This is a genomic window from Nocardia sp. CA-290969, from assembly GCF_050936135.1.
Lineage (GTDB): Bacteria > Actinomycetota > Actinomycetes > Mycobacteriales > Mycobacteriaceae > Nocardia.
On sequence record NZ_JBNJNJ010000001.1, the window covers coordinates 520,069 to 542,286 of the forward strand.

Annotated in this window: 18 protein-coding genes and 1 tRNA gene; 10 read left to right on the forward strand and 9 right to left on the reverse strand. The window is 67.6% G+C overall.

What is annotated here, in order from left to right; translation table 11 throughout:
• Positions 1-31: 31 nt before the first annotated feature.
• A complete protein-coding gene (locus tag ACQEVO_RS02420; protein WP_432908409.1) occupies positions 32-2,932 on the reverse strand; it encodes a UPF0182 family protein in 2,901 nt (966 codons plus the stop codon).
• Positions 2,933-3,029: 97 nt separating this feature from the next.
• Between ACQEVO_RS02420 and ACQEVO_RS02425 the strand changes: the two genes are divergently transcribed.
• Positions 3,030-3,101: transfer RNA gene (locus ACQEVO_RS02425), tRNA-Leu, on the forward strand.
• A gap of 68 nt (positions 3,102-3,169) precedes the next feature.
• On the opposite strand, the gene ACQEVO_RS02430 is transcribed toward ACQEVO_RS02425, so the two are convergent.
• Positions 3,170-3,610 carry a DUF2267 domain-containing protein gene (locus ACQEVO_RS02430; RefSeq protein ID WP_432908412.1) on the reverse strand — a complete coding sequence of 147 codons (441 nt, stop codon included), beginning with the start codon at positions 3,608-3,610 and terminating at the stop codon, positions 3,170-3,172.
• A gap of 781 nt (positions 3,611-4,391) precedes the next feature.
• Between ACQEVO_RS02430 and ACQEVO_RS02435 the strand changes: the two genes are divergently transcribed.
• Positions 4,392-5,441, forward strand: coding sequence for a fatty acid desaturase family protein (locus ACQEVO_RS02435; protein ID WP_432908414.1), 1,050 nt, complete (start codon positions 4,392-4,394; stop codon positions 5,439-5,441).
• Between the two features lie 202 nt (positions 5,442-5,643).
• Here the strand turns inward: ACQEVO_RS02435 and ACQEVO_RS02440 are convergent, their stop codons facing one another.
• A complete protein-coding gene (locus ACQEVO_RS02440; protein ID WP_432908416.1) occupies positions 5,644-7,188 on the reverse strand; it encodes an acyl-CoA carboxylase subunit beta in 1,545 nt (514 codons plus the stop codon).
• A 176-nt stretch (positions 7,189-7,364) separates the two neighbouring features.
• On the opposite strand from ACQEVO_RS02440, the gene ACQEVO_RS02445 reads away from it, so the two are divergent.
• The 3 genes from ACQEVO_RS02445 (at position 7,365) to ACQEVO_RS02455 (ending at position 11,466) form a co-directional block, all read left to right on the forward strand.
• The gene (locus ACQEVO_RS02445) at positions 7,365-9,095 is read left to right on the forward strand and encodes an ABC transporter ATP-binding protein (protein WP_432908418.1); all 1,731 of its coding nucleotides are present in this window, start codon (positions 7,365-7,367) and stop codon (positions 9,093-9,095) included.
• Between the two features lie 136 nt (positions 9,096-9,231).
• Entirely contained in the window at positions 9,232-10,695 is a 1,464-nt protein-coding gene (locus ACQEVO_RS02450) for an alpha/beta hydrolase (RefSeq protein WP_432908420.1), read from the forward strand.
• A 48-nt stretch (positions 10,696-10,743) separates the two neighbouring features.
• Complete coding sequence (locus tag ACQEVO_RS02455; protein WP_432908422.1) at positions 10,744-11,466, forward strand: MerR family transcriptional regulator; 723 nt, start codon at positions 10,744-10,746, stop codon at positions 11,464-11,466.
• 272 nt (positions 11,467-11,738) lie between these two features.
• Here the strand turns inward: ACQEVO_RS02455 and ACQEVO_RS02460 are convergent, their stop codons facing one another.
• Complete coding sequence (locus ACQEVO_RS02460; RefSeq protein ID WP_432908424.1) at positions 11,739-12,683, reverse strand: SDR family oxidoreductase; 945 nt, start codon at positions 12,681-12,683, stop codon at positions 11,739-11,741.
• 234 nt (positions 12,684-12,917) lie between these two features.
• On the opposite strand from ACQEVO_RS02460, the gene ACQEVO_RS02465 reads away from it, so the two are divergent.
• Positions 12,918-13,757 carry a helix-turn-helix transcriptional regulator gene (locus tag ACQEVO_RS02465; RefSeq protein ID WP_432908427.1) on the forward strand — a complete coding sequence of 280 codons (840 nt, stop codon included), beginning with the start codon at positions 12,918-12,920 and terminating at the stop codon, positions 13,755-13,757.
• Between the two features lie 83 nt (positions 13,758-13,840).
• Positions 13,841-15,766 carry an alpha/beta fold hydrolase gene (locus ACQEVO_RS02470; protein WP_432908429.1) on the forward strand — a complete coding sequence of 642 codons (1,926 nt, stop codon included), beginning with the start codon at positions 13,841-13,843 and terminating at the stop codon, positions 15,764-15,766.
• Between the two features lie 14 nt (positions 15,767-15,780).
• On the opposite strand, the gene ACQEVO_RS02475 is transcribed toward ACQEVO_RS02470, so the two are convergent.
• Both ACQEVO_RS02475 and ACQEVO_RS02480 read right to left on the reverse strand, forming a co-directional pair.
• Positions 15,781-16,182, reverse strand: coding sequence for a hypothetical protein (locus tag ACQEVO_RS02475; protein WP_432908432.1), 402 nt, complete (start codon positions 16,180-16,182; stop codon positions 15,781-15,783).
• Positions 16,183-16,292: 110 nt separating this feature from the next.
• Positions 16,293-17,021 (reverse strand): SDR family NAD(P)-dependent oxidoreductase, encoded by a 729-nt coding sequence (locus tag ACQEVO_RS02480; RefSeq protein ID WP_432908434.1) that lies wholly within the window; start codon positions 17,019-17,021, stop codon positions 16,293-16,295.
• 100 nt (positions 17,022-17,121) lie between these two features.
• Here ACQEVO_RS02480 and ACQEVO_RS02485 point away from each other — a divergent pair, with 100 nt between their 5' ends.
• The gene (locus tag ACQEVO_RS02485) at positions 17,122-17,961 is read left to right on the forward strand and encodes a helix-turn-helix transcriptional regulator (protein WP_432908437.1); all 840 of its coding nucleotides are present in this window, start codon (positions 17,122-17,124) and stop codon (positions 17,959-17,961) included.
• A 34-nt stretch (positions 17,962-17,995) separates the two neighbouring features.
• Here the strand turns inward: ACQEVO_RS02485 and ACQEVO_RS02490 are convergent, their stop codons facing one another.
• The gene (locus ACQEVO_RS02490; protein ID WP_432908440.1) at positions 17,996-19,126 is read right to left on the reverse strand and encodes an NADH:flavin oxidoreductase; all 1,131 of its coding nucleotides are present in this window, start codon (positions 19,124-19,126) and stop codon (positions 17,996-17,998) included.
• Between the two features lie 161 nt (positions 19,127-19,287).
• On the opposite strand from ACQEVO_RS02490, the gene ACQEVO_RS02495 reads away from it, so the two are divergent.
• Positions 19,288-19,728, forward strand: coding sequence for a DUF6069 family protein (locus ACQEVO_RS02495; protein WP_432908443.1), 441 nt, complete (start codon positions 19,288-19,290; stop codon positions 19,726-19,728).
• 213 nt (positions 19,729-19,941) lie between these two features.
• Complete coding sequence (locus ACQEVO_RS02500) at positions 19,942-20,475, forward strand: hypothetical protein (protein ID WP_432908446.1); 534 nt, start codon at positions 19,942-19,944, stop codon at positions 20,473-20,475.
• A 75-nt stretch (positions 20,476-20,550) separates the two neighbouring features.
• Here the strand turns inward: ACQEVO_RS02500 and ACQEVO_RS02505 are convergent, their stop codons facing one another.
• Positions 20,551-21,630 carry a serine hydrolase domain-containing protein gene (locus ACQEVO_RS02505; protein WP_432908449.1) on the reverse strand — a complete coding sequence of 360 codons (1,080 nt, stop codon included), beginning with the start codon at positions 21,628-21,630 and terminating at the stop codon, positions 20,551-20,553.
• Between the two features lie 5 nt (positions 21,631-21,635).
• Positions 21,636-22,157, reverse strand: a complete 522-nt coding sequence (locus tag ACQEVO_RS02510; RefSeq protein WP_432908452.1) for a pyridoxamine 5'-phosphate oxidase family protein — start codon at positions 22,155-22,157, stop codon at positions 21,636-21,638.
• Between the last annotated feature and the right edge of the window lie 61 nt (positions 22,158-22,218).

Here is a 22,218-nt window from a genome sequence, read left to right on the forward strand (position 1 = left end):
CCACCAGGTGATTCGTCCGAGGGCTGCGGTGTCAGCCACCGGGGCGGTTCAGTTGCTGCTGGATCCGGTCGAGGGCCGCGCGGATGGCGGCGATCTGGGCGTTGAGTTCGGCGATCGTCGCCTCGTCCAGCGGTGGTGGGGCCTGGTCCGGTGGCGGTGCCTGCTGGGCCGGCGGCCCAGGTGGTGGCCGGCCCGGGGGCGGTGGTGCGCCGGGGCCGCCGCCGGGTGCGGTGGCCAGGTTGCCGGTGTCGGCGCCGAACACCTGGTCGAGTGCCTCGGCGAGAGTGGGGGCGTAGCCGACCCGGACACCGGCGGTCGCGGGATCGCGATAGCTCACCAGGACTCGCGCGAGTTGCGGGAACGTCGACCCGTTCGGGGTTGTCGAAATACGTTCGGTGAACAGCGGTTCGACGTACAACACACCGCCGTCGGCGATCGGCAGGGTGAGCAGATTGCCGTACTGGATGCGGTTCGAACGTTCGAGCAGGGTGCGTTCGGACGCGACCCGGGTGTCGGAGATCATCGAGTTCTGGATCTGCTGCGGTCCCTGCGTGAGGGTGTCGGTGGGTAGCTGCAGGATGGTGAACCGGCCGTAATCCGCCGGATCGGAGTCGACCGAGATGTAGGCGGACAGGAACTCGCGGTTGAAGCCGACCATCGCGCCGGCCAGCCGGAACGAGGGCTGCGCGGTATCCGGGTCGCCCATCAGGACGTAGAACGGGGGTTGCCGCGGGTTGGTGTCGACGGTCGGGTCGCTGGGCACCGACCAGAACGCGTTGGTGGTGAAGAATTCGCGCGGTTCGTCCACATGGTATTTGGCGAGCATCTCCCGCTGGACGGCGAACAGGTCCTCAGGATATCGGAAGTGGGCGCGCAGCTCGTCACTGATCGATTCCTCCGGTTCGACAGTCCCGGGGAACACACTCATCCACGCGTCCAGTACGGGATCGTGCTGGTCGACCTGGTAGAGGGTCACGGTGCCGTCGTAGGCGTCGACGGTGGCTTTGATCGAATTGCGCGCGTAGGAGATCTCGTCGAACGGGCCCGCGCCGGGGTCGCCGAGATGGGCGAGGGCTTCCAGCGAACTCTTTTTGGCATAGGGGTAGCCGTCGATGGTGGTGTAGGCGTCGACGATCCACACGATCCGGCCGTCCACCACCGCCGGGTACGGGTTGTTGTCGGTGGTCAGCCAGGGTGCGACCAGCTCTACACGGTGGCGCGGGTCCCGGTTGAAGATGATCTTCGAATCGGGCCCGATCGCACCGGAGAAGATGATGTTGCGCTCGGCGTAGGCCGTGGCGAATGCCATCCGGTCGAACCAATTCCCGATCGGCACGCCACCGGCGCCGTCATAGGTGTATTTGGTTGTGTCGGTGTCGTATTCGCGGGGTTCGGTGCCGCCGCCGACGATGGCGTAGTCGGGGTCCTCGCGCGCGATCACTTCCCCGAAGTAGATACGGGGCTGGTCGACGGGGATCACCTGGTTCCCGGTCGCCCCGGTGGCGATATCGCTGACCGCGTAGATCGGGTATCCGCTGTTGCTGCTCTCCGTATCACCGGCGGCATCGCGTACCGCGGCGTTGACCCGGTTGGCCGGCGCGGCGACGAAACCGTTGCCGTGGGTGTAGACGGTGTGCCGGTTGACCCAGTGCCGCTGATTGGCGCTCAACGCGCTCGGGGTCAGTTCCCGGGCCGCGATCACATAGTCGCGCAGTTGCCCGTCGATGGGGTAGCGGTCGAGGTCCAGGTGGTCCGGGAAGCTGTAGAAATTCTTGAGCTGTTGCTGCTGGGTGAAGGTCCGGGATAGCACGTTCGGGTCGAGCAGGCGGATATTCGCGAGGGTGGTGGCGTCGGCCGGGACATCGGGCGGTGCGCTGGTGCCGACTCCCGGGTAGGGCCGGTACTCGACCCGGTCGCCGCCGATCGCGTACGCCTGCCGGGTCGCGGCGATATTCCGCTCGATGTAGACGCGTTCCTTGTCGGCGGCGTTCGGCCGGACCGAGAGCTGTTCGACGGCCAGCGGCCACGCCCCGCCCACCAGGATCGACGACAGCAGCAGCATCGCCGCGGCCAGCGCCGGGATGCGCAGATCACGGACCACGACCGCGGCGAACACGGCCGCGGCGCAGATGAGGGCGATCGCGAACAGAATGAGCCGGGCGGGCAGCACGGCATTGATATCGGTATAGCCCGCGCCGGCGAAGGTGGGCTCGCGACTGTCACCGGCGAGCAGTGCGTATCTGTCGAACCAGTACGCGACGGCTTTCACCAGGATGAACAGGCCCGCGAGGACCGCGAGCTGGGCCCGGGCCGGGTGGCTCAGGCCCGGCCGGCGCCCGGACAGCCGGAGCCCGCCGAACAGGTAGTGGGTCCCCAGGCTCGCCAGGAAACCGAGGAATATCACCGCGAAAAGCCAGCTCACCACGAGTCGGTAGAGCGGCAGGTCGAAAACGAAGAAGCCGATGTCGAGGCCGAACTCGGGGTCGCGGATCCCGAACGATCCGCCGTGCAGGAACAGCTGGACCGTCGGCCACCGCGACTGCCCGATGAGTCCGCAGACGAGCCCGATCACGCCGGCGATACCGATGCCGAACCACCGCGGCCGGCGCAGCACCGGAGCGCGGTACGGCAGTAGGTAGTCCGGTTGTCCGGTATCGACGGGGTGCGGGCGGTACCGGAACGCGAGCCACATCGCCACGAAAACGACCCCGCCCGCGACCACAGCGAACAGGACGAACAGCGACAGGCGCGTGAGCAGGACGGTGCGCCAGACATCGCGGAATCCGACTTCACCGAACCACAGCCACCCGATATAGACACCGACCAGACGCGATATGACGATCAGGACAACGACGACCGCGACCGCGGCGATCAGCAACCGCCGTGCGGTGCGGGGCAGCCGCGGCAGATTCAGGCCTTCGCGTGCGCTCATCTCCCACACTCCCGTGGTTCCCGGTGCGGATGGCCGGTATATCGGGGCGCAAAATCACTTGGGACACCGTGGATATCGCGGATACAGTTGTCCCGGCCATGGAGTATCTCAGTCGGTAGAGACCCATTCAGCATGTGGGAGGTCGCGGGTTCGATCCCCGCCTCCATGGCCCTTTCGGCGTGGTACCTCCGCGGGTTCCGCCTGCGGAACCCGCTAGGCGGCCCGAGACCGCGTATCTCAGGTTCCGGCCATCGACTCCTTGCCGCGCAACACGCTGCCCAGGCGGTCCGGGAACACAGCGAATATGTGGTTCATCTGGCCGGGTGACATCATCCGATCCAGTGCCGAGGTGATGCAGCCCGCGGTGAAGGAGACATCACCCAACGGGATGCCCGCGCGTTCGGCGAACTCGTCGGTGAATTCCGCGACCCCGTGCGCTCCGGGGACCCGGCTGGGAACCCAGCCCTCGTACCAGATACCGCGCAGGAAATCCGGTAGTTGAGCGGTGAGGTGTGCGGAATTGGCGACACTTATCCGGTCGCGGACGGTGTGCATCCAGGCGCGCAGGGCGCGCAGGGCGAAGGTGAGGTCGTCGGTGCCCAGGTCGTCGGCGACGGCACGGAGCCAGATGTGTGCGGTGTGCATGCCGGCGGCGAGGGGATCTTGGTGGTGCGTCATTGGTGTACCTGCCTTCCAGTTGGCCGGTCCGATGCGCTGGTCTATACCGTAATTCTACGGCGGTACCCTGCGAAAAGGCAGGGACACAGACCGCGGTTGTGGGCGGTACCGCGTCGGAAAACCCGGTTGACCGGGAGACCGTCCACGGCCGAAGAGGCGGTCGTGCGGGTAGGTGTGGTCGGACTGGGAGCCGGCTGCCGGTGCGCGGTACGGAGGGGCCGGCCGAATCGGTGCGTGCGCCCGGTTCACGGTCGTGGTCGGTCCGCGTAGGTAAGGAACCCTGGACCGATTCCCGCAGGAATCCTGCGGGACGCAGGAGCGGATACCGGAGGGGTTGTCGCTGCCCGACGGTTCGGCGGTCGAGCCACGAGCGGAAGGTACCGTCCGGATACCCGAGGGCTTGCGTGCCTGCGTAGCGGACGGCGGGTCGCCGCTGATTCCGGTGCGGCCCGCGGTCGCCGCATCGCTCGTCGGCGTCGCCGGTGCGCGATCGTTAGGTGCCGGTTCTCGCCCGGTACCGTTGCCCGACTGGGTGATTCGCGGAGACTGAGGAGCGCCGGCGGGTTGCCCGGAGCGCGGATATCACACCAGAGTGCTATTCCGGGCCATACCAGGGGATTACCCGGAACGAGAGCTGGGCCGATAGCTTCGGGGTATCGAATTCGTCACCCGCCCCGACGCGCCGAGAAGGTCTCGCCGGATTCGGCCGCCGAGCCAGTCTCGATCGGTCGTCGTCGCCACGGGCGGAGGTGGGTTCCCGGCCCAACTCTCAGGAAGATCTATGACGACACCTACCCTGGTTTCAAAGCCCTCTCCCCGGTCCTCGCGGCGCGGCGCGGGCGGTGATTACGCCCGGCTGTTGCGCCGGGTATCCGATGCGGGACTGATGGACCGGCGTCCGGTCTACTATGCCGTCCGGTTCGCCGTGGCCGGGGTCGCGTTCGTGGCCGGTTGGGTGGCGTTCGTCCTGGTCGGCGATTCGTGGTGGACGCTGCTGATCGCGGCGTTCATGGCTGTGACGTTCGCCCAGGTCGCGCTCCTCATGCACGATGTCGCGCATCGCCAGGTGTTCCGGCTGCGGCGGCCGACAGCGATCGTGGGCCGGATCGCCGGCAACGCCGGAATCGGTCTGGGGTACGGCTGGTGGCAGGACAAGCACACCCGCCATCACGCCAACCCGAACCACGAGGAACTCGACCCCGATGTCGCACCCGACATTCTCGTCTGGTCACAACGCCAGGCCCGCAACAGCCGCGGCCTGGCCCGTCTGGTCGGGCGGATGCAGGCGTTCCTGTTCTTCCCGCTCTTGCTGCTGGAGGGCCTGAACCTGCATGTGGCGGGCGTTCGTGCGCTCCGAAACCGGTCGGTCGAACACCGCGTGCTCGAGGGTGCGCTGCTCGTCGGTCACTTCGCGGCCTATCTGGCGGTACTGTTCGCGGTGTTGCCCGCAGACAAGGCCATCGTGTTCTTCGTTGTCCATCAGGCGCTGTTCGGCGTGTACATGGGCTGCATCTTCGCGCCGAACCACAAGGGCATGCCGACCCTCACCGGTGACGACCGCCCGGACTACCTCCGCCGGCAGGTACTGACCTCCCGCAACGTCCGGGGTGGTGTGGTCACCGACTTCGCCCTCGGTGGGCTCAACTATCAGATCGAGCATCACTTGTTCCCGAGCATGCCGACTCCGAATCTGCGGCACGCGCAGGTGATCGTGCGCGACTATTGTGCCGAAATCGGTGTGCCGTACCACGAGACCGGGCTGATCGCCTCGTATCGCGAGGCGCTGCGGCACCTGCACCAGGTCGGCGAACCGCTCCGCGCCGCCGGATAATTCCCGGCCGGCGGGCCGTCGCCGCTACGGCCGGTTGCGAGGTGTGCGGCGCCTGCCGGTCAGATGCCTGTTCCGCCCCGAATTCCGTTCGCCTGGATTACCCGGGCGGCCGGATCGGGGGTCTCGGGGTGTCGGACCCGGTCGGTGATCGGGAAGCCGGGGAGTTCCGATCCGGAAGCGCCGGGTCCGGCATCACCACAGGTCACAGCGGCAGCAGGTGGTGTTTGCGCGGGTAACGGATGACCTTCTTGTCGCGCAGCAGGTGCAGGGCCCGCCGGAGTTCCAGACGAGTGGCCGACGGTTCGATCACCGCGTCGATATAGCCGCGTTCGGCCGCGATCCACGGGGTCGCGACGGTGGCGTTGTAGAAGTCGACCATCTGCTGCCGCAGTGCGGCACGCTGATCTTCCGGGGTGGCGTCGAGGATTTTGCGCTGGGTCAGGCCGACCGCGCTTTCGGCGCCCATCACCGCGATACGTGCCGTGGGCCAGGCCAGGTACACATCGCAGCCGAGGGCTTTGGCGCCCATGACGGCCCAGCCGCCGCCGTAGGCTTTGCGGACCACGACCGTCACCTTGGGGACGGTCGCTTCCACATACGCGAACAGAAAACGGCCGCCGCGTTTGATGACGCCCTGCTTCTCCTGTTCGACACCGGGCAGGAAGCCGGGAGTGTCCACCACGAGAACCAGCGGAATCTCGAAGGCGTTGCAGATGTGGATGAAATGCGCGGCCTTGTCGCCGGCCTTGGCGTCGAGCGCACCCGCCAGCACGGTCGGCTGGTTGGCGACTACCCCGACCGGACGGCCGTCCACGCGGGCGAACCCGGTGATGAGATTCGTTGTTGCGGCGCCGCCGATTTCGTGGAATTCGCCGTCGTCGAAGATCCGCAACAGCACGTCGTGCATATCGTAGACCGCGTTGTCGGAGTCGGGAATCAGCGTGTTCAGCGACAGATCCGATTCGGTGACCTCCGGCTCCAGGCCCGGATTCACCACCGGCGGAAGCTCGGTCGCGCTGGACGGCAGGTAGCTCAGATAGTTGCGGACCCACGCGAACGCGGCCGCCTCGTCCTCGGCGATGTGGTGGATATTGCCGTAGGCGGCCTGGTTGTAGGCCCCGCCCAGCTCCTCCATATCCACTTTCTCGCCGATGGCGTCCTCGAGGATCTTGGGCCCGGTGACGAACATATGCGCGCTCTCGGTGGCGACCACGACATCGGTGCAGATCGGCTGGTACACCGCACCGGCCGCGCAGTTGCCCAGAATGAGCGACACCATCGGCACCGCACCCGAGAGGGGTTCCATCATGGTCGCCAGTTCGCCGTACCAGCGCAGCGACGTGACGGCCTCCTGTACCCGCGCGCCGCCGGAATCGTTGATACCCACCAGCGGGCAGCCCATCTTCCCCGCGAGATCCATGATCGCGGCGACCTTACGGCCGAACATCTCACCGATGGTGCCGCCGTACACGGTCTGATCATGCGAGAACACAGCCACGGGCCGGCCGTCGACCAGTCCGCGTCCGGTGACCACACCGTCGCCGTACAGCGCATCCTTGTCGGCCGGGTTGCGCACGAGAGCGCCGATCTCGACAAAGGTCCCCGGATCCAGCAGCATCTCGATGCGGTCCCGGGCCGACGGTATCCCCTTACGCGCCCGTTTGGCGGCCCCCGCCTCGCCGGCCGGTTCCTGCGCGATCTCGAGCTTCTTTCGCAGGTCGGCGAGTTTTTCGGCGGTAGAACTCATCTATGTCTTCCAGGTCTTTCAGCAGGAACACCGCACCGTGATCGGGAGGCGATAGCCACCGTACCGGGCGCCGCGAATGCACGCATTAGCCTGGGCTTGTGAGCTCTCACCGATCACCGCGTGCACCTTCGGATGGTGTTCGGCAGGGTGATTCGTGGCCGGGCAGGGCCGGCGCGTTGCTCAGGTTGATTGCGCCGCATCGGAAATCGCTGGCCGGGGCGACGGTACTGCTTCTGGTCGGTACCGTCTTCTCGCTGGTGCAACCGTTGCTGGCCGGGCAGGTGATCCGGGACGCGGCTGCCGGGGAGACGCTCGCCTGGCCCCTGGCGGCGCTGGTCGGGGCCTATCTCCTGCATGCCGTCACCGATACCTGCGGGCTCTACGTCCTCGAGCGGACCGGTGAATCCGTGCTCGTGGCTGTCCGTAACCGGTTGACCGGGCACCTGCTGAGGCTGAGCATTCCCACCCTCGATTCGCTGCGGATCGGGGATCTGATATCGCGCGTGACCGTGGACCCGACGGTGATCCGCAACGCTGTCGGCACCAGTCTCGTCCAGCTGATGACCGGTTCGCTGACACTTGTCGGGACCGTTGCGGTGATGATCTATCTCGATTGGCTGTTGTTCTCGATCGTGATCGTCACCGTCGGTGTCGCCGCGGGCGCGATGTTGCTGGTGATGACGAGAATCGAAACCGCCTCGAGGCAATTGCAGGAAAGCGTCGGGGCGCTTTCCGCGGATATCGAACGCGCACTCGCCGGTGTGCGCACCGTCAAGGTGAACAATGCCGAGGAGCGTGAACAGGAGCGGCTGGCCGAGCTGTCGGACGGCGCGTACTCGGTCGGGATACGCGCGGCCGGGTTGCGAGCGCTGGGAAACCCCGCGATGCACCTCGCCGTAACCGGTTCGTTCGTCGTTTCGTTGCTGGTCGGGGGCGTTCGGGTGGCGAACGGCGAGATGGAGTTGAGCAGTCTGGTGGCGATGATGCTGCTCGCCATGAATCTGCTGATCCCGGTCGGTGATCTGTTCAACGGCTCCGTGGCGCTTCAGCAGGCCCTGGGTGCCATGAGCCGTATCGAGTCGGCCCTCGCGTTGCCGGCGGAGGACCCCGACGAGACCCGGCACAAGGACACCGCACCGGTTGAAGTGTCCGCGGGCGCCGGTGCCGGTGAGCCGGCGACAGGAGAGCCTTTCGCGCTCGAGTTTCGCGATGTGCATTTTTCCTATGATGAGAGAGAGATTCTCCGCGGTGTCACCTTTTCGGTTCCAGCCCGCGGGCACGTCGCCTTGGTAGGGCATTCCGGTGCGGGCAAGTCCACGGTCTTCTCGTTGGTGAGCAGGTTCTACGATCCGGGCGAAGGCGATATCTTGCTGGGCGGCCGGTCCTTCGCCGATCGGTCTCGCCGGGAATGGCGCTCCGGAGTCAGCTTGCTGGAACAGAACGCACCACTGTTGTTCGGCAGTCTTCGCGACAATCTGACCTACCGGCAGCCGGGCCTGGCCGAGGACGATCTGCGGCGAGCTGTCGAACTCGCCGGCCTCGCGGATCTCGTCGGGCGCCTGCCCCAGGGTCTCGATACTTCGGTGGGTGAACACGGCGTGCTGCTTTCGGGAGGCGAACGGCAGCGGGTGGCGTTGGCGCGGGCCCTGGTGCGACGTCCCGTGCTGCTGATGCTGGACGAGCCCACGGCGATGCTCGACGCCGAAACAGAGAGTGCGTTGCACGCGACCATCCAGGCGGTGCGGAAAGAATGCGCCTTGCTGGTCATCGCCCACCGTTTATCGACAATCCGGGAATCGGATAGCGTCGTCTTTCTCCGCGATGGGCGTATCGCCGACACCGGTACACACGACGAATTGGCTTCCAGGAACGTGGATTACCAGCATCTTGTCGGTGTGAACTCGTAGCGGGCGCGGCACGACCTTGACCCTGCCCCAAGGGCACGGTGTGCAGTGGTGGTCGGCAAGGCAGTTCTTGTGCGATCACCTCGGGGAGGTCTGGGTTATGGGTCGGAAACGTAGGGTTGGCCGAGGTACGACCCTGGTGGTGGTGCTCGGGCTCGCCGGGGTGTTGGCCGGGGTACCGCCCGTGCACGCCGACCCCGCGGCGCAGGTGCAGTGGGGTGCGTGTCCCCCGGACGTCCCGGCGGATCCACCGCAGTTGCAGTGTGCGACCGTACCGGTGCCCCTGGACTACAGCGATCCGGGCGGGACGCAGATCGACATCATGATCTCCCGGCTGGCGAGCAGGAAGCCGGAGAAGCGGCGCGGTGTGCTGTTACTGAACCCGGGTGGCCCGGGCGGGACCGGGTTGGGGTTGTCCAAGCTGCTGGTCACCCAGGGCTTACCGGCCGCGGTCCTCGACAGCTACGACCTGATCGGTATGGACACCCGCGGGGTCGGGCATTCGGCGCCGGTGAGCTGCGGGTTCACCGACGATCAGGCGTACTTCGGCAATATCCCGCCGTACGCTCCCGACGACGCGGCGGTCGATGCACAGGCGGTGATTGCGCAGGGGGTCGCCGAGCAGTGCGCGGCGAACGACCACGAGGGCAGGTTGCGGCAGTTGTCGACGGCGAACACCGCCCGCGACCTCGACCGGATCCGGGCCGCGCTGGGTGAGGACAAGGCGAGCTTCCTCGGGTTCTCCTACGGCACCGCGCTGGGTGCCGCGTACGCGTCGATGTTTCCCGACCGTGCCGACCGCGTCGTACTCGACAGCAATATCGGCGATACCTTCCTCGATCACGACGGGATGCGCAGATACGGCCGCGGGATGGAGGAGACATTCCCGGATTTCGCGAAATGGGCCGCCGCGCGGCACGACAGCTACGGTCTGGGCCGCACACCGGAAGAGGTGCGCCGGACGTACTTCACGCTCGCCGAACGACTGGACGAGACACCGGTGGACGGTATGGACGGCGGCCTCTTCCGGTTCGGCACCTTCTTCACGCTGTATCGCGAAACCTCGTACGCCGCGACGGCGCAGAGCTGGCAGGCGCTGCTCGAATCCGGGAACGCGGGGCCCGCGGGCGGCCGGCCGCCGGGTACCGGAGCACCTTCGCCGAGCGATAACGCCTGGTCGGTGTTTCTCGCGGTGACCTGCAACGACGTCGAATGGCCCGCGGACGTCCAGGCCTACCGGCGGGCCGTCGCCGAGGACCGGGAGAAGTATCCGCTGTACGGCGCGGCCGCCGCCAACATCATGCCCTGCGCCTACTGGCAGCTGGGCCCGTCCGAGCCGCCGGTCCGAATCGAGGCCGGTGGCCCGGCGAATGTCCTGATCGTGCAGAACCGGCGCGACCCGGTGACTCCGCTGCGCGGCGGTGAGCTGCTCGACGAGAAGTTCGGCGATCGGTCCCGGCTGGTGCGCGTCGACGGAAGCGGGCACGGGGCCTACGTTCTCGGCACCAACCCGTGCGCGTTGAACGTGACCACCGGCTTTCTGGTCGACGGCACCATGCCGGAGCAGGACGTAACCTGCGAGAAGGCAGGGACTCCGGGGTGACTGGCCCGGGGAAGTCGACCAGGGGCTGCGGCGAACCAGGAGGTTGCGATGGCGTGGAGTACCCGGCAGCTCGCCGAACTCGCGGGGTCGACGGTGAAGGCCATCCGCTACTACCACGAGATCGGGTTGCTCGACGAGCCGGAGCGCCGGTCGAACGGATACAAACAGTACGAGGTCGCGCATCTGATCCGGCTGCTGCAGATCAAGAGATTGAGCGATCTCGGGGTGCCGTTGGCGCAGATCCCGGCGATGGGGCAGGCGGATGACGAGTCGGATCAGGCGCTGCGCATGCTGGACGCGGAACTGGAGTCGACCGTCGAACGGCTGAACCGGATCAGGGCCGAGCTGGCCGTCCTGTTGCGGCACCGCACGCCGGCTCATATGCCGCCCGGTTTCGCGCCGGTGATCGCACAGGGCGTTCCGGAGGCGCATCAGTCGATGCTCCTGGTCTACTCGACCGTCCTCAGCGACCGCGCCGTGGAAATACTTCGCTGGATGCTCGCCGAACGCGATCCGGTCGACGTCGATTTCGAGAACCTGCCCGCCGACGCCGATACCACCGCGATCGAAGCACTCGCCGAACGGATGGTGCCCGTGGTCCTGCGGAGCCGGGAGCAGTATCCCGCCTGGCAGGACCTGGCGGCGGACGCACCCGGGGGAGCGGCACATGCCGAGGACACGATCGCGCAAGCGATGTTCGCGCTGTACAACACGGCGCAGCTACGCGTCCTGCATCAGCTGAACATCCGGCTCGCTCAGCTGCCACACTGACTCGGCGGAACGGCTCGGGGACTCGCCGCGGCGGCGATCACCAGCGTTGGGTCTCGCGGATGAGCAGCCAGACCAGGCAGGTGCCGCCGAGGCAGACGGTGACGGCGCCGACCGGGAGGTTCCGGAAATCGGCTGCTGCGCCGGCAGATCCGCCGCCGATATGAGCACCGCGCCGGTGAGCGCGGCGCCCAGCGGATCGGCCGAGGAACCGTGGCCGGTGAGCCTGCCCGCGATCTGTGCGGGCGGAGTGCTCGCCGGGCCTGCGGAAGCGGTCAGGCGGTGGCGTATGTGGTCTGGGTGAGCTGCTCGGAAACCTCCCAGATGCGTGCGGCGTCCGCGGCGCTGCGCAGCGGCGGGTAGAGCTTTTGTTCGGCGGGCGCGCCGCCGAGGTGGCCGGGTCCACTGGGTCCGTAGAGGCGGCCGGCCTCGGCTGTGGGGTCGGTCGCGGCCATGAGGGCCGGCAAGGGGGCGGTTTCGACGGTGCCCATCAGGATGCCGCGGGACGACAGCGCCCGGATCAGGCGGACCCGCGGGGTATCGCTGGAGCGGCCGAGCTCGGGGCGAGCGGCCAGGAGGTTCGTCGGGGCGACACCGGGGTGGGAGAGGTTGCTCGTGATACCCCAGCCGTGCGCCTTGCTGCGGCGGTCCAGTTCGAGCCCGAACAGCCCGAACGCGATCTTCGACTGGCTGTAGGCGCGGTCCCCGTTGTAGTCGCGCTCCCAGTTCAGGTCGTCCCAGTTGATGGTGCCCCGCCGCGCCGCGATGCTGATCTGCGAGGTCACCCGGGCCCGGCCGGCGCGCAGCAGTGGAAGAAGATGGCCGACGAGCGCGAAGTGGCCGAGGTGGTTGGTGCCGAACTGGAGCTCGAACCCGTCGGCCGTGGTCTGGCGGTTCGGCGGGGTCATCACGCCGGCGTTGTTGACCAGTAGGTGAATCGGCTGCCCCTCCTCGCAGAGCGTCCTGCCGAGCGCCGCGACCGAGGCCAGCGAGGACAGGTCGAGACTGCGCAGGTCGAGCCGTGCCTTCGGGTGGATTTCCTGAATCCGTGCCGCCGCGTCCTCGCCTTTGCGGGGGTTGCGGACGGGCATGATCACCACCGCGCCGGCCGCGGCCAGCCGCGCGGCCATCACCGCACCCATCCCGTCGCTGGCGCCGGTGACGAGCGCGCGTTTCCCGGACAGATCGGGCACGGTGATGTCGATGGGTCGGCGTGGCATGGTCTGCTCCTCGTGTCGGTGTGGACGGCGGGCCGGCATTGTTGCCCGGGTCGTTCGCCGGCTGTCGCGCTCGGTCTGTCACCAGCGTGGGCCAGGGCGAATGCGATATCCAGGACCTCCCGATCACAGGCTCGGCGGGTCGTGTCACGACGCGGGAACAGGGGATCGGCAGGCCGTGGATACCGCCGGTCGCGGGCGGTAGAAACGAAGCAGAACCCGAGCAGAAGGAGCACCGTGATCGATCGCAGCGGGCTGGCGGAGTTTCTCCGCAATCGCCGTGCGGCACTGCAACCCGAGGATGTCGGTCTCCCGCGCGGCCCCCGCCGCCGCACCGATGGGTTGCGGCGCGAGGAGGTCGCCGCACTGTGTCATATGTCGGCCGACTACTACTCCCGGCTCGAACGGGAACGCGGCCCGCAGCCGTCGCCGCAGATGCTCGTATCCATCGCCCAGGGCCTGCACCTCTCGCTCGACGAGCGCGACCACCTGTTCCGGCTCGCCGGCCACAACCCACCGGCGCGGGGAATTCTCAGCGAGCACATCAGCCCGGGCCTGCTGCGTGTTCTCGACCGCCTGCACGACACACCGGCGGAGATCGTCACCGAACTCGGCGAAACGCTGCGGCAGTCGCCGATGGGCGTCGCACTCTCCGGCGACCTGACCCGCTACACCGGCCCTGCCCGCAGCATCGGCTACCGCTGGTTCACCGACCCGGCCTCCCGGCAGCGTTACGCGCCGGAGGAACACGCGTTCCTCACCCGGATGTATGCCGCGGGGCTCCGCGAGATCGTCACCCTCCGCGGCCCCGATTCCCGCGCCGCGGAACTCGCCGAGCTGCTCCTCGCCCGGAGCGAGGAGTTCCGCCGAGTCTGGGACGATCACGAGATCGGGATCCGCCCGCACGAGGTCAAACGGTTCGTCCATCCCGAGGTGGGTGCTCTCGAGCTGAACTGTCAGCGGCTCGTCGACCCGGGCCAGGCGCACTCGCTGCTCGTCTACACCGCGGTTCCGGGCAGCGAGAGCTACGACAAACTCCAGATGCTGGCCGTTATCGGAGCGCAGGCACTCGGCTGACCACGGCACGTTTGACTGTGCCGCGACGGCACAGTGTTCGATCGAGCACGTAATCGACTGCCGGATACGAGCGGAGACCGACCATGACCGGACAACCGGCCGACCAGCGGCCCGAACTGATCGATATCGAGGCGTTCTTCGCCGACCCGGAGTTCGCGAACCCGTCGATCTCCCCGGACGGCACCCGCCTCGCCTACCTCGCCCCACACCGGGGCCGGCGCAACATCTGGGTCCGCGATATCGACAAGTCCCACGACGATGCGGTACCCGTCACCCACGACACCCGCCGCGGGATCACCACGTATTACTGGATCGACGACCCCCGGTGGCTGCTCTACCTCCAGGACACCGACGGTAACGAGGACTGGCACCTCTACCGCGTCGACCTGGACGACCCGGCCGCCCCCGCCGTCGACCTGACACCGCTGGACCCGGGGTCGCGAGTGCTGGGTGCGGATCCGCTGCCGTCGGCCCCCGGCACGGTGCTGGTCTCGATGAACCGGCGCCCGCTGTTCTTCGATATATTCCGCATCGACGTCGCCACCGGCGAGACCACCGTGCATTACGAGCAGGACGATCCGACCTCCGGCGTTCTGCTCGACCGTCGCGGCGAACCCGCCTTCCGGACCGCGCTCGCCGCGGACGGCGCCGTCGAGATCTCCGCGATCGATCCGGCAACCGGGCAGACGCGGCTGCTGCGCCGGCTCGGTGGTGCCGAACTCCCGATGAGTGTCCAGCCGCAGGAGGTCACTGCCGACGGAAAAGGCCTGCTCGTCGGGGCCTTCCAGGACGGCGACGATCTGCGGCTGATCCGTATCGACCACGAGACCGGCGCGGAAACCGTCGTCGCCGCCGTCGCCGGGCACGACCTCGACGTCAGCGGCATGATGGTGCCCGGTGTACTGCCGCCCGCGGTCTACCGCCACCGGCACACCGGCGAAGTACTCGCCGCCCGCTTCGTCGGCGACCGTCCGCATATCGAAGTCGTCGACCCGCGGTTCGCCGAAATCCACGAGCAGCTGCGGAAACTGTCCGACGGTGTCCTGGCCACCCTGTCCTGCGACGACTCCGGGCAGCGCTGGGTCGCCACGTTCACCCACGACCGCGACCCCGGCGTCACCTGGTTCTACGACCACACCACCGGCGAAGCCCGGCTGTTGTTCCGTTCCTTCCCGGACCGGGATCCGGCCACCCTGGCGCCCATGGAGCCCGTCGGATTCCCCGCCCGCGACGGGCTACCGCTACACGGTTTCCTGACCCTGCCGGTCGGTGTCGCGCCGCGCAACCTTCCCATGGTGCTGGTGGTGCACGGCGGGCCCTGGTACCACGACTCCTGGGGCTACAGCGAGGACGTGCAGTTCCTCGCCAACCGCGGCTACGCGGTACTGCAGGTGAACTTCCGTGGCTCACTCGGCCACGGGAAACGCCATGTCACCGCCGCTATCGGCGAATTCGCCCGGGCGATGCACGACGACCTGATCGACGCCGTCGACTGGGCCGTGGACCGCGGCTACGCCGATCCCGACCGTATCGGCATCTACGGCGGCTCCTACGGCGGGTACGCCGCCCTCGTCGGCGTCACCGTCACCCCGGACCGTTTCGCCGCCGCCGTCGATTACGTCGGCATCTCCGATCTCGCCAACTTCCTGCGCACCCTGCCGCCGTTCACCCGCCCGTACAACGTCAACAACTGGTACCGCTACGTCGGCGATCCCGAAATCCCCGAGCAGGAAGCCGATATGCTCACCCGTTCCCCGATCACCATGGTCGACAAGATCCGCACGCCGCTGCTCGTCGCCCAGGGCGCCAACGATGTGCGTGTCGTCCAGGCCGAATCCGACAATATCGTCGCCCGGCTCCGCGAACGCGGAGTACCGGTCGAATACCTGGTCGCCGAGGACGAGGGCCACGGCTTCGGGAACACGGAGAACCGGATCCGCCTCTACCGTGCCATCGAACGCCACTTCGCCGAACACCTCGGCGGCCGCCGCACCGGTTCCGGGACCTGATACGTCCCGCGGCGTCATCGGACCACCGGCCGCACCCATCGACCTATCGCGTCGACGGTCGTTTCAGGTGAGGTGTTGAAGCAGAATTTCACCCCCGGCGCGAGTTCGTTGAGCACATTGACGACCCGCTCGAACAGCAAGGTGTGCTCGAGGCTCGCCCGTATCCCGGCGCCGATCATCACGACCGCGAAGGTGGAATCCGCGGCACACCGGCGCAGCGCGGTCTCCGCCGCGCCGGGATCGGCCGGCAGCAGACACGACACCACATCGAACCCCGCGTCGTGCAGCGCACGGTCGCCCGCGGCGATCCTCGCGGTGAGTGTTTCCTGGTCCAGGCCGGGTATCCGGCTGTAGTCGAGTGCACCGGGATGTAATCCGACCGAGAGAACGGTCGTCGTTGCGCTGGTTCCGTGCATCGTGTCCGGCACCTCCTGTTTCGAAATCCGAATGAATCCGGCGATGACCGCGAAAGCCAGTGCGACGGCAAGCGCGATCGGCCCGATTCGAAGACCCGGGCGCCCGCCGGTCACCACGGGATACGGCCGTTGCGGTCGAAGAAGCCACCCGTAGGGCCGGTGGACGGGATATCGGCCAGTTCCACAATCGCATCCGTACCTTCGGTGACCGTCTGGAATCCGCTGTGATCGGTGAGGTCGGTGGCCGTATATCCAGGGTCTACCGCATTGATCCGGAGATCGGGGAGCGCGCGAGCATACTGGCTGGTGATCATGTTCAAGGCGGCTTTCGATGCCGGGTAGCCGAGCGTGGGCGGCGCGAGAGCGGCCAGCGCCGGGTCCGAGGTGGTCGCGATCGATCCCATTCCACTGGACACCATGACGATTCTCGGGTTCTCGCCGCCGCGCAGCAGCGGCAGGAAAGCGTTCGTCACTCGGACGGTGCCGAAAACATTGGTTTCGAATACGCCGGCGAGGTCGGCGGGCGGGGTCTCGGCCGGTGGGGTCGGTGGCGCACCGACGCCGGCATTGTTGACGAGGACGTCCAGGTGCGGGGTCCGGGCCGCGACGAAATCATAAGCGGCGCGAACGGATTCGTCGCTGGTGATATCCATCGGCACGAACTCCGCGCGCAGACCGGTTTCGGCCAGCTCGCGAACCGCCGTGGTGCCGAGTGTGACGTCTCGCGCGGCGAGGAAAACCCGCCAGCCCATGGTCGCGAATCGCCGTGCGGCTTCGCGTCCCAGCCCTTTGTTCGCTCCGGTCACCAGAACGGTCGTCGCGGTCGCGGTAATTGTCATAACCGCAGCATCGCCATCTTCGGACGGGGTCGCCAGGACCGCTGCCCCCTGGGACCGGCAGTACCATCCCGGCGATCGGATTCCGGGGCACGATAGAAGGATGAACAGAGCCGAACTCGCCTCCGTGCTGCGTACGGCGCGCTCCCGGATCCGGCCCGGCGATGTCGGCCTGCCGGTGGGTACGCACCGGCAGGTACCCGGACTCCGGCGCGAGGAAGTCGCACAGCTGGCGGGGCTCAGTGTCGACTACATCGTCCGGCTCGAGCAGGGACGCGGGCCCAAGCCCTCCGCGCAGGTGCTCGGCGCGTTGACCCGCGCCCTGCGTTTCACCGACGAAGACCGCGATCTGGTTTTCCGGCTCAGCGGCTGCGAACCGCCGCACGAGGGATACGTCCCGATGCTCGTGAGCTCCAGCGTGCTCCGGACAATGGACCGGCTCGCCGACCGGCCGGTTCTGGTGCTTTCGGCGAAATCGGATGTGCTCGTGTGGAATCCACTCGCCGCGGCACTGCTCGGCGACTTCTCCGAATGGCCGCCCGCCCGGCGGAATTTCCTCTGGCAGCGTTTCCTCGGCGACGGCCTCGACCGGGTCGTACGGGCGGCGGACGACGAGACGGATGCCGCGCACTGTGTGGGCTGCCTCCGTACCGCGCAGGCCCGGTATCCCGCGGACCCGGCGCTCATTCGTCTCGTTGCCGAACTGCGCGCCGGTAGTGAGCGGTTCGCGGCACTGTGGGCTGCCGGGCGCTCCGCTTCGATCCGCGCCACCACGGCGACGATCGACCACCCCGAGTTCGGCCTGCTCACTCTCGACTGCGACACACTCCTGGTACCGGACACCGGCCAGACGTTCGTCATCTACTCGGCGGCCCCGGGCACCCCGGAAGCCACCACGATCGAATTGATGCGTATCACCGGGATCGAACGATTCACCTACTGAGCGCACCATGCCGAGCGGATGTAGTCCGCGCCTGCTACGTCAGGGTTTTCTGGTGCTCCTGCCGGTAGGGGATATGTTCGTCGCTTCGGCCTTCGCGGAGCTTGCGAACCCATTCGGGGTCGGCGAGCAGGGCGCGGCCCACCGCGACGAGATCGAATTCGCCGCCCGCGTGCTGCCTCAGCAGCCGATCGATACCGGTGACGTTCGAATCGCCCTTGCCGGTGAAGGTGGTGGTGAACACCTTGTCGAGGCCGACGGAGCCGACGGTGATCGTCGGTAGTCCGGTGACCTTCTTGGTCCAGCCCGCCAGCCCCAATTCACCGTCCACACCGGACAATTCGGGGAAGGCCGGCTCCCAGTGCCGGCGGGTGGAGGCGTGCAGAACATCGACGCCCGCATCGATGAGAGGGGTGAGTACACGAGCGAGTTCACCGGGTGTCGCCGCGATACGCGCGTTGTAGTCGTTGGATTTCCACTGCGAGTACCGGTACACGATCGCGAGGTCGGGGCCGACCGCTTCGCGGATCGCCGCGACGACCTCGGCGGGGAAACGCACCCGGGCCTCGAGCGAGCCGCCGTAGCCGTCGGAGCGGAGATTCGTGCGCTCCCAGAGGAATTGATCGAGCAGATAACCGTGTGCGCCGTGCAGTTCGATACCGTCGAAGCCGGTGGCCTTCGCGTTGACGGCGGCGTCGACCCAGGCGTCACGCAGGGCATCGAGATCGGCCGCGGTCAATGCCCGGCCGGCCGCGGTGCCGTCGAGGCCGAGCCCGGACGGGCCGACGGATTCGACCTCGGGATTCAGCTCCGGCTTGTCACCGCGGCTGATACCGAGATGCCACAGCTGCGGGATGATCCGACCACCCTCGGAGTGGACGGCGTCGACCACCGCTTTCCAGCCGGCGAGGCTCTGCTCCCCGTAGTGGCGCGGCACCGAGGTGTCGGGCCCGGCGGCCGGGTCGGGGATGTAGGTGCCTTCGGTGATGATCAGCCCGACACCGCCCGCGGCCCGCCGCCGGTAGTACTCGGCGACATCGGTGGTGGGGATTCCGTCCGGCGAGAACATACGAGTCATCGGCGCCATCGCGAAGCGATTACGCAGGTGCAGCGATTTCACCTCGAACGGCTCGAACAGTGCGTCCACGGGCAGCGATGTATCGGTCACAAGCCCGTGCAACGCCGACCTGTTCGGCGGCTATTCCGCCGTGTGACATCCCCGACCCGCGGAGTGATCTGCGACACAACGAAACCCGATTCCATTGACCTCAATATTTATTGAGGTTTCACGATGGTCGCACAAGAACTTCACATCTTCAGGAGGTCATCATGAGCACCACGACCACTACCGCCGAGTCCGCCGCCCGCATCCCCGCACTGAATCGCCCCCTCGCCCTCTTCGGCGCGGTCGGCGCCGCCCTGCTGGCCAACCTCGTCGTCTGGCTCATCGGTGCGGCCGCCGGCGGTACGTTCGAAATGACCGATGCGGGACAGGTGAAAAGTGTCGCTCCCGGCGGAATCGTCATGATGACCGTGGTCCCGATGCTGATCGGTCTCGGCGCGGCCGTGCTGCTGTCCTACAAGTGGGTCGGAGTGCTGCGCCTCGCCGCGGTGATCGGCTCGGTGCTCGCCGTCGCCACCATCGCCATGACCGTGAGCGCCGACTTCGACACCGCGTCCACGATCGCGTTGTCGATCACGCACCTGACGCTGGTTCCGGCCCTCGTCATCGCCACCGAGGGGCTGCGCCGCAAACTGCTCGAAGGGTGATCTACACGAATCGACAGGGCCCGCATCCTAGGGATGCGGGCTCTTTTCGTTGCCTCGCCGCAAAGGTTCCGCTCGAGCGGGCCGGGAAATCGGAACCTTGCACGCGGCTTCCTTACTGGCCCCGCGATCCGAATTCGTCGCCGCGTCGGCGACACACAGCCGAAAGACGGCGCGGAACGTAATGATTGAGCGGCGATGCGCGATCATCGGTGCATGACGATCGCACGCAAATTGGCCACCACGGCAGCCACCGGACTCGTCGGCGCGGCGATGGCCGTGGCGGCGCCGGGCGCCGCCACCGCCGCCGACCCCTGCCAGCTCGGGGTGTCGAATGTCGGCCCACGCACCTGCGCGACGAACGAGGTCCGCACGGCCCCGGCATGGACGCTGGGCAACGGTGTCTGTGTCGGCATGCTGACCGCCGCCGGAGTCGCCTACGACGGACCCCTGTCCCAGTATCACGTCTTTCCGGGCACCGCCCATTCCATCGAACTACGGATCACCCAGGGCTTCTCCCCACTGGGCAATTGGGCGCCGACCCTCCTGGCTTGTGACATCACGGCAATCGTCGACTGGCGCAACCTCGACACCGGCCGCAGCGGCTCCGTCAGCCATTTCATCCCGGCCGGCCACACGAGCACCTACCCGTTCTACCTGCACGTCGATTCGGGTCCGGGCCGGGTCGCGCTCACCCTGCGCACCGACCGCCCGAGCGTTCCGGCGACCGCCGAGGTTTTCGTCCCCTGACCGCACCACGCCGATCATGATCTCGCCTGGTCGACGGTAACCGGTGCGAGGATCCGCGGGAGTCGGCGGTGATCGCTAGGCGGCGATGCGGGCGGTGAGGTCGGCGAGCCGCTGGGCGGTGCCGAAGTGCGGGGTGAGGCGGGTTTTGGTCATGGCGAAGGAGAGGCCGGTGGCGGTGTCGGCGTAGACGTAGCTGCCGCCACCACCGACCCAGCCGAACGCGGTCGACGACTCGTCCGGCCGCGCGCCGAGGCGGCCCAGTGGATAGCCCAGGGCGAGTCGCGCGGGGTTACCGAAGACCTGGTCGGTGCCCTCGAAGGCCACGGCGGTGACCTCGGCGAGCTGGTCTGCGTCGATGAGCCGGCCGTCGAGAAGGGCGGCATTCGCGGCGGCGACTGCTCTCGCGGTGAAGGTGCCGACCGACGGGATATCCGCCTGGAGAATGTCGCGACTGTTTCCCATGGCCGCGGTCGGTTGCATTTCCCAGGGCGCGAGAACGGCATCGCTGCCGGGCGCGGTGACGGGAAGTGCTGCGGCGTCTTCCAGTCGCGCCAGGCGGGGCAGGTCGGTTCCGGGGACGCCGAAGTACAGTTCGCCGGCCAGGTTCAGCGGCTCGGCGATCCATTCGTGGAGGAGTTGCCGCATCGGTTTGCCGGTGGCCCGGCGCGCGATCTCACCGACGAGGAAGCCGAAGGTGAACGAGTGATATCCCGTCGCGGTCCCGGGTCGCCAGAGCGGTTCGGCGGCGGCGATCGCGGCGCAGATTCGTGGCCGGTCGGTCAGGTCGCCGGGGCCGATCTCGCGCGGCACCGCAGGTACACCGGCCGAATGGGTGAGCACATGTCGCAGGGTCGTGGACTCTTTGCCGTGGGCACCGAACTCCGGCCACAGCTCAACGACCGGGGTGTCGTATCCGACGGCGCCCGTCCGGACGAGTACGTGCGCGATGAGCGATGTCAGGGTCTTACCGGAGGAGAAGCTGAAGAACGGGGTCGCCGAGGTCACCCGGCGCCCGGTCGCGGTGTCGGCGATCCCGGCGACGGCGTCGGCAACGAGCGCTCCGTGCCGGTATACGGCGACCTGCAGACCGGTTTCGGCGCCGGTGTCGACGAATTCGTCTATGGCGCTTTGTATCCGGCCCTGCAAGGCGGGCATCGTCGTCACCGGTGCGGCCAGGTGTAGCGAGTCTGGCTGGAGGTCGGTAACTTGCCGAACGCGAATCCGACGGTCGGCGCGATCCGATACAGCCGGACGTCACCGGCGATGACCGCTTCGCCCAATCCGTACCAGGTGCCCGCGGGATCGGTCAGCTGCGCTCCGTACTTCCGCTCGAAATCCGCGACGGCCTGTGCGCGCTCGGCGGCCTGGTCCACGACGGCTGCGACCCCCTCGAGGACGACGTCCACACCGGTCAAAGCGTTCGTGCCGGTTGTCAGCACACAATGCGGATTGTTTTCGAGGTTGAGCGCCTTGCGCTCCTGATCGCCGGTGGTGAAACACATACCGCCGAGACTCCATGCCGCCAGCAAGGGCGTCACATGGGGCCGGCCGTCCGGGCGCACGGTGGAAAGCCAGAACACCTCCGCCTCGTCGAGGACGGCCGCCGCCGATGCCCACGGTGTGGCCTGCGCGTCCGGCGACGAGAACGGTCCGAGCACAACATCCGGTTCACGATCCGACATGTCACTTCCTCAGGTTCGGCGAGGCTTGCAGGTGACGTTACGTCATATGCCAGGCTCGCTG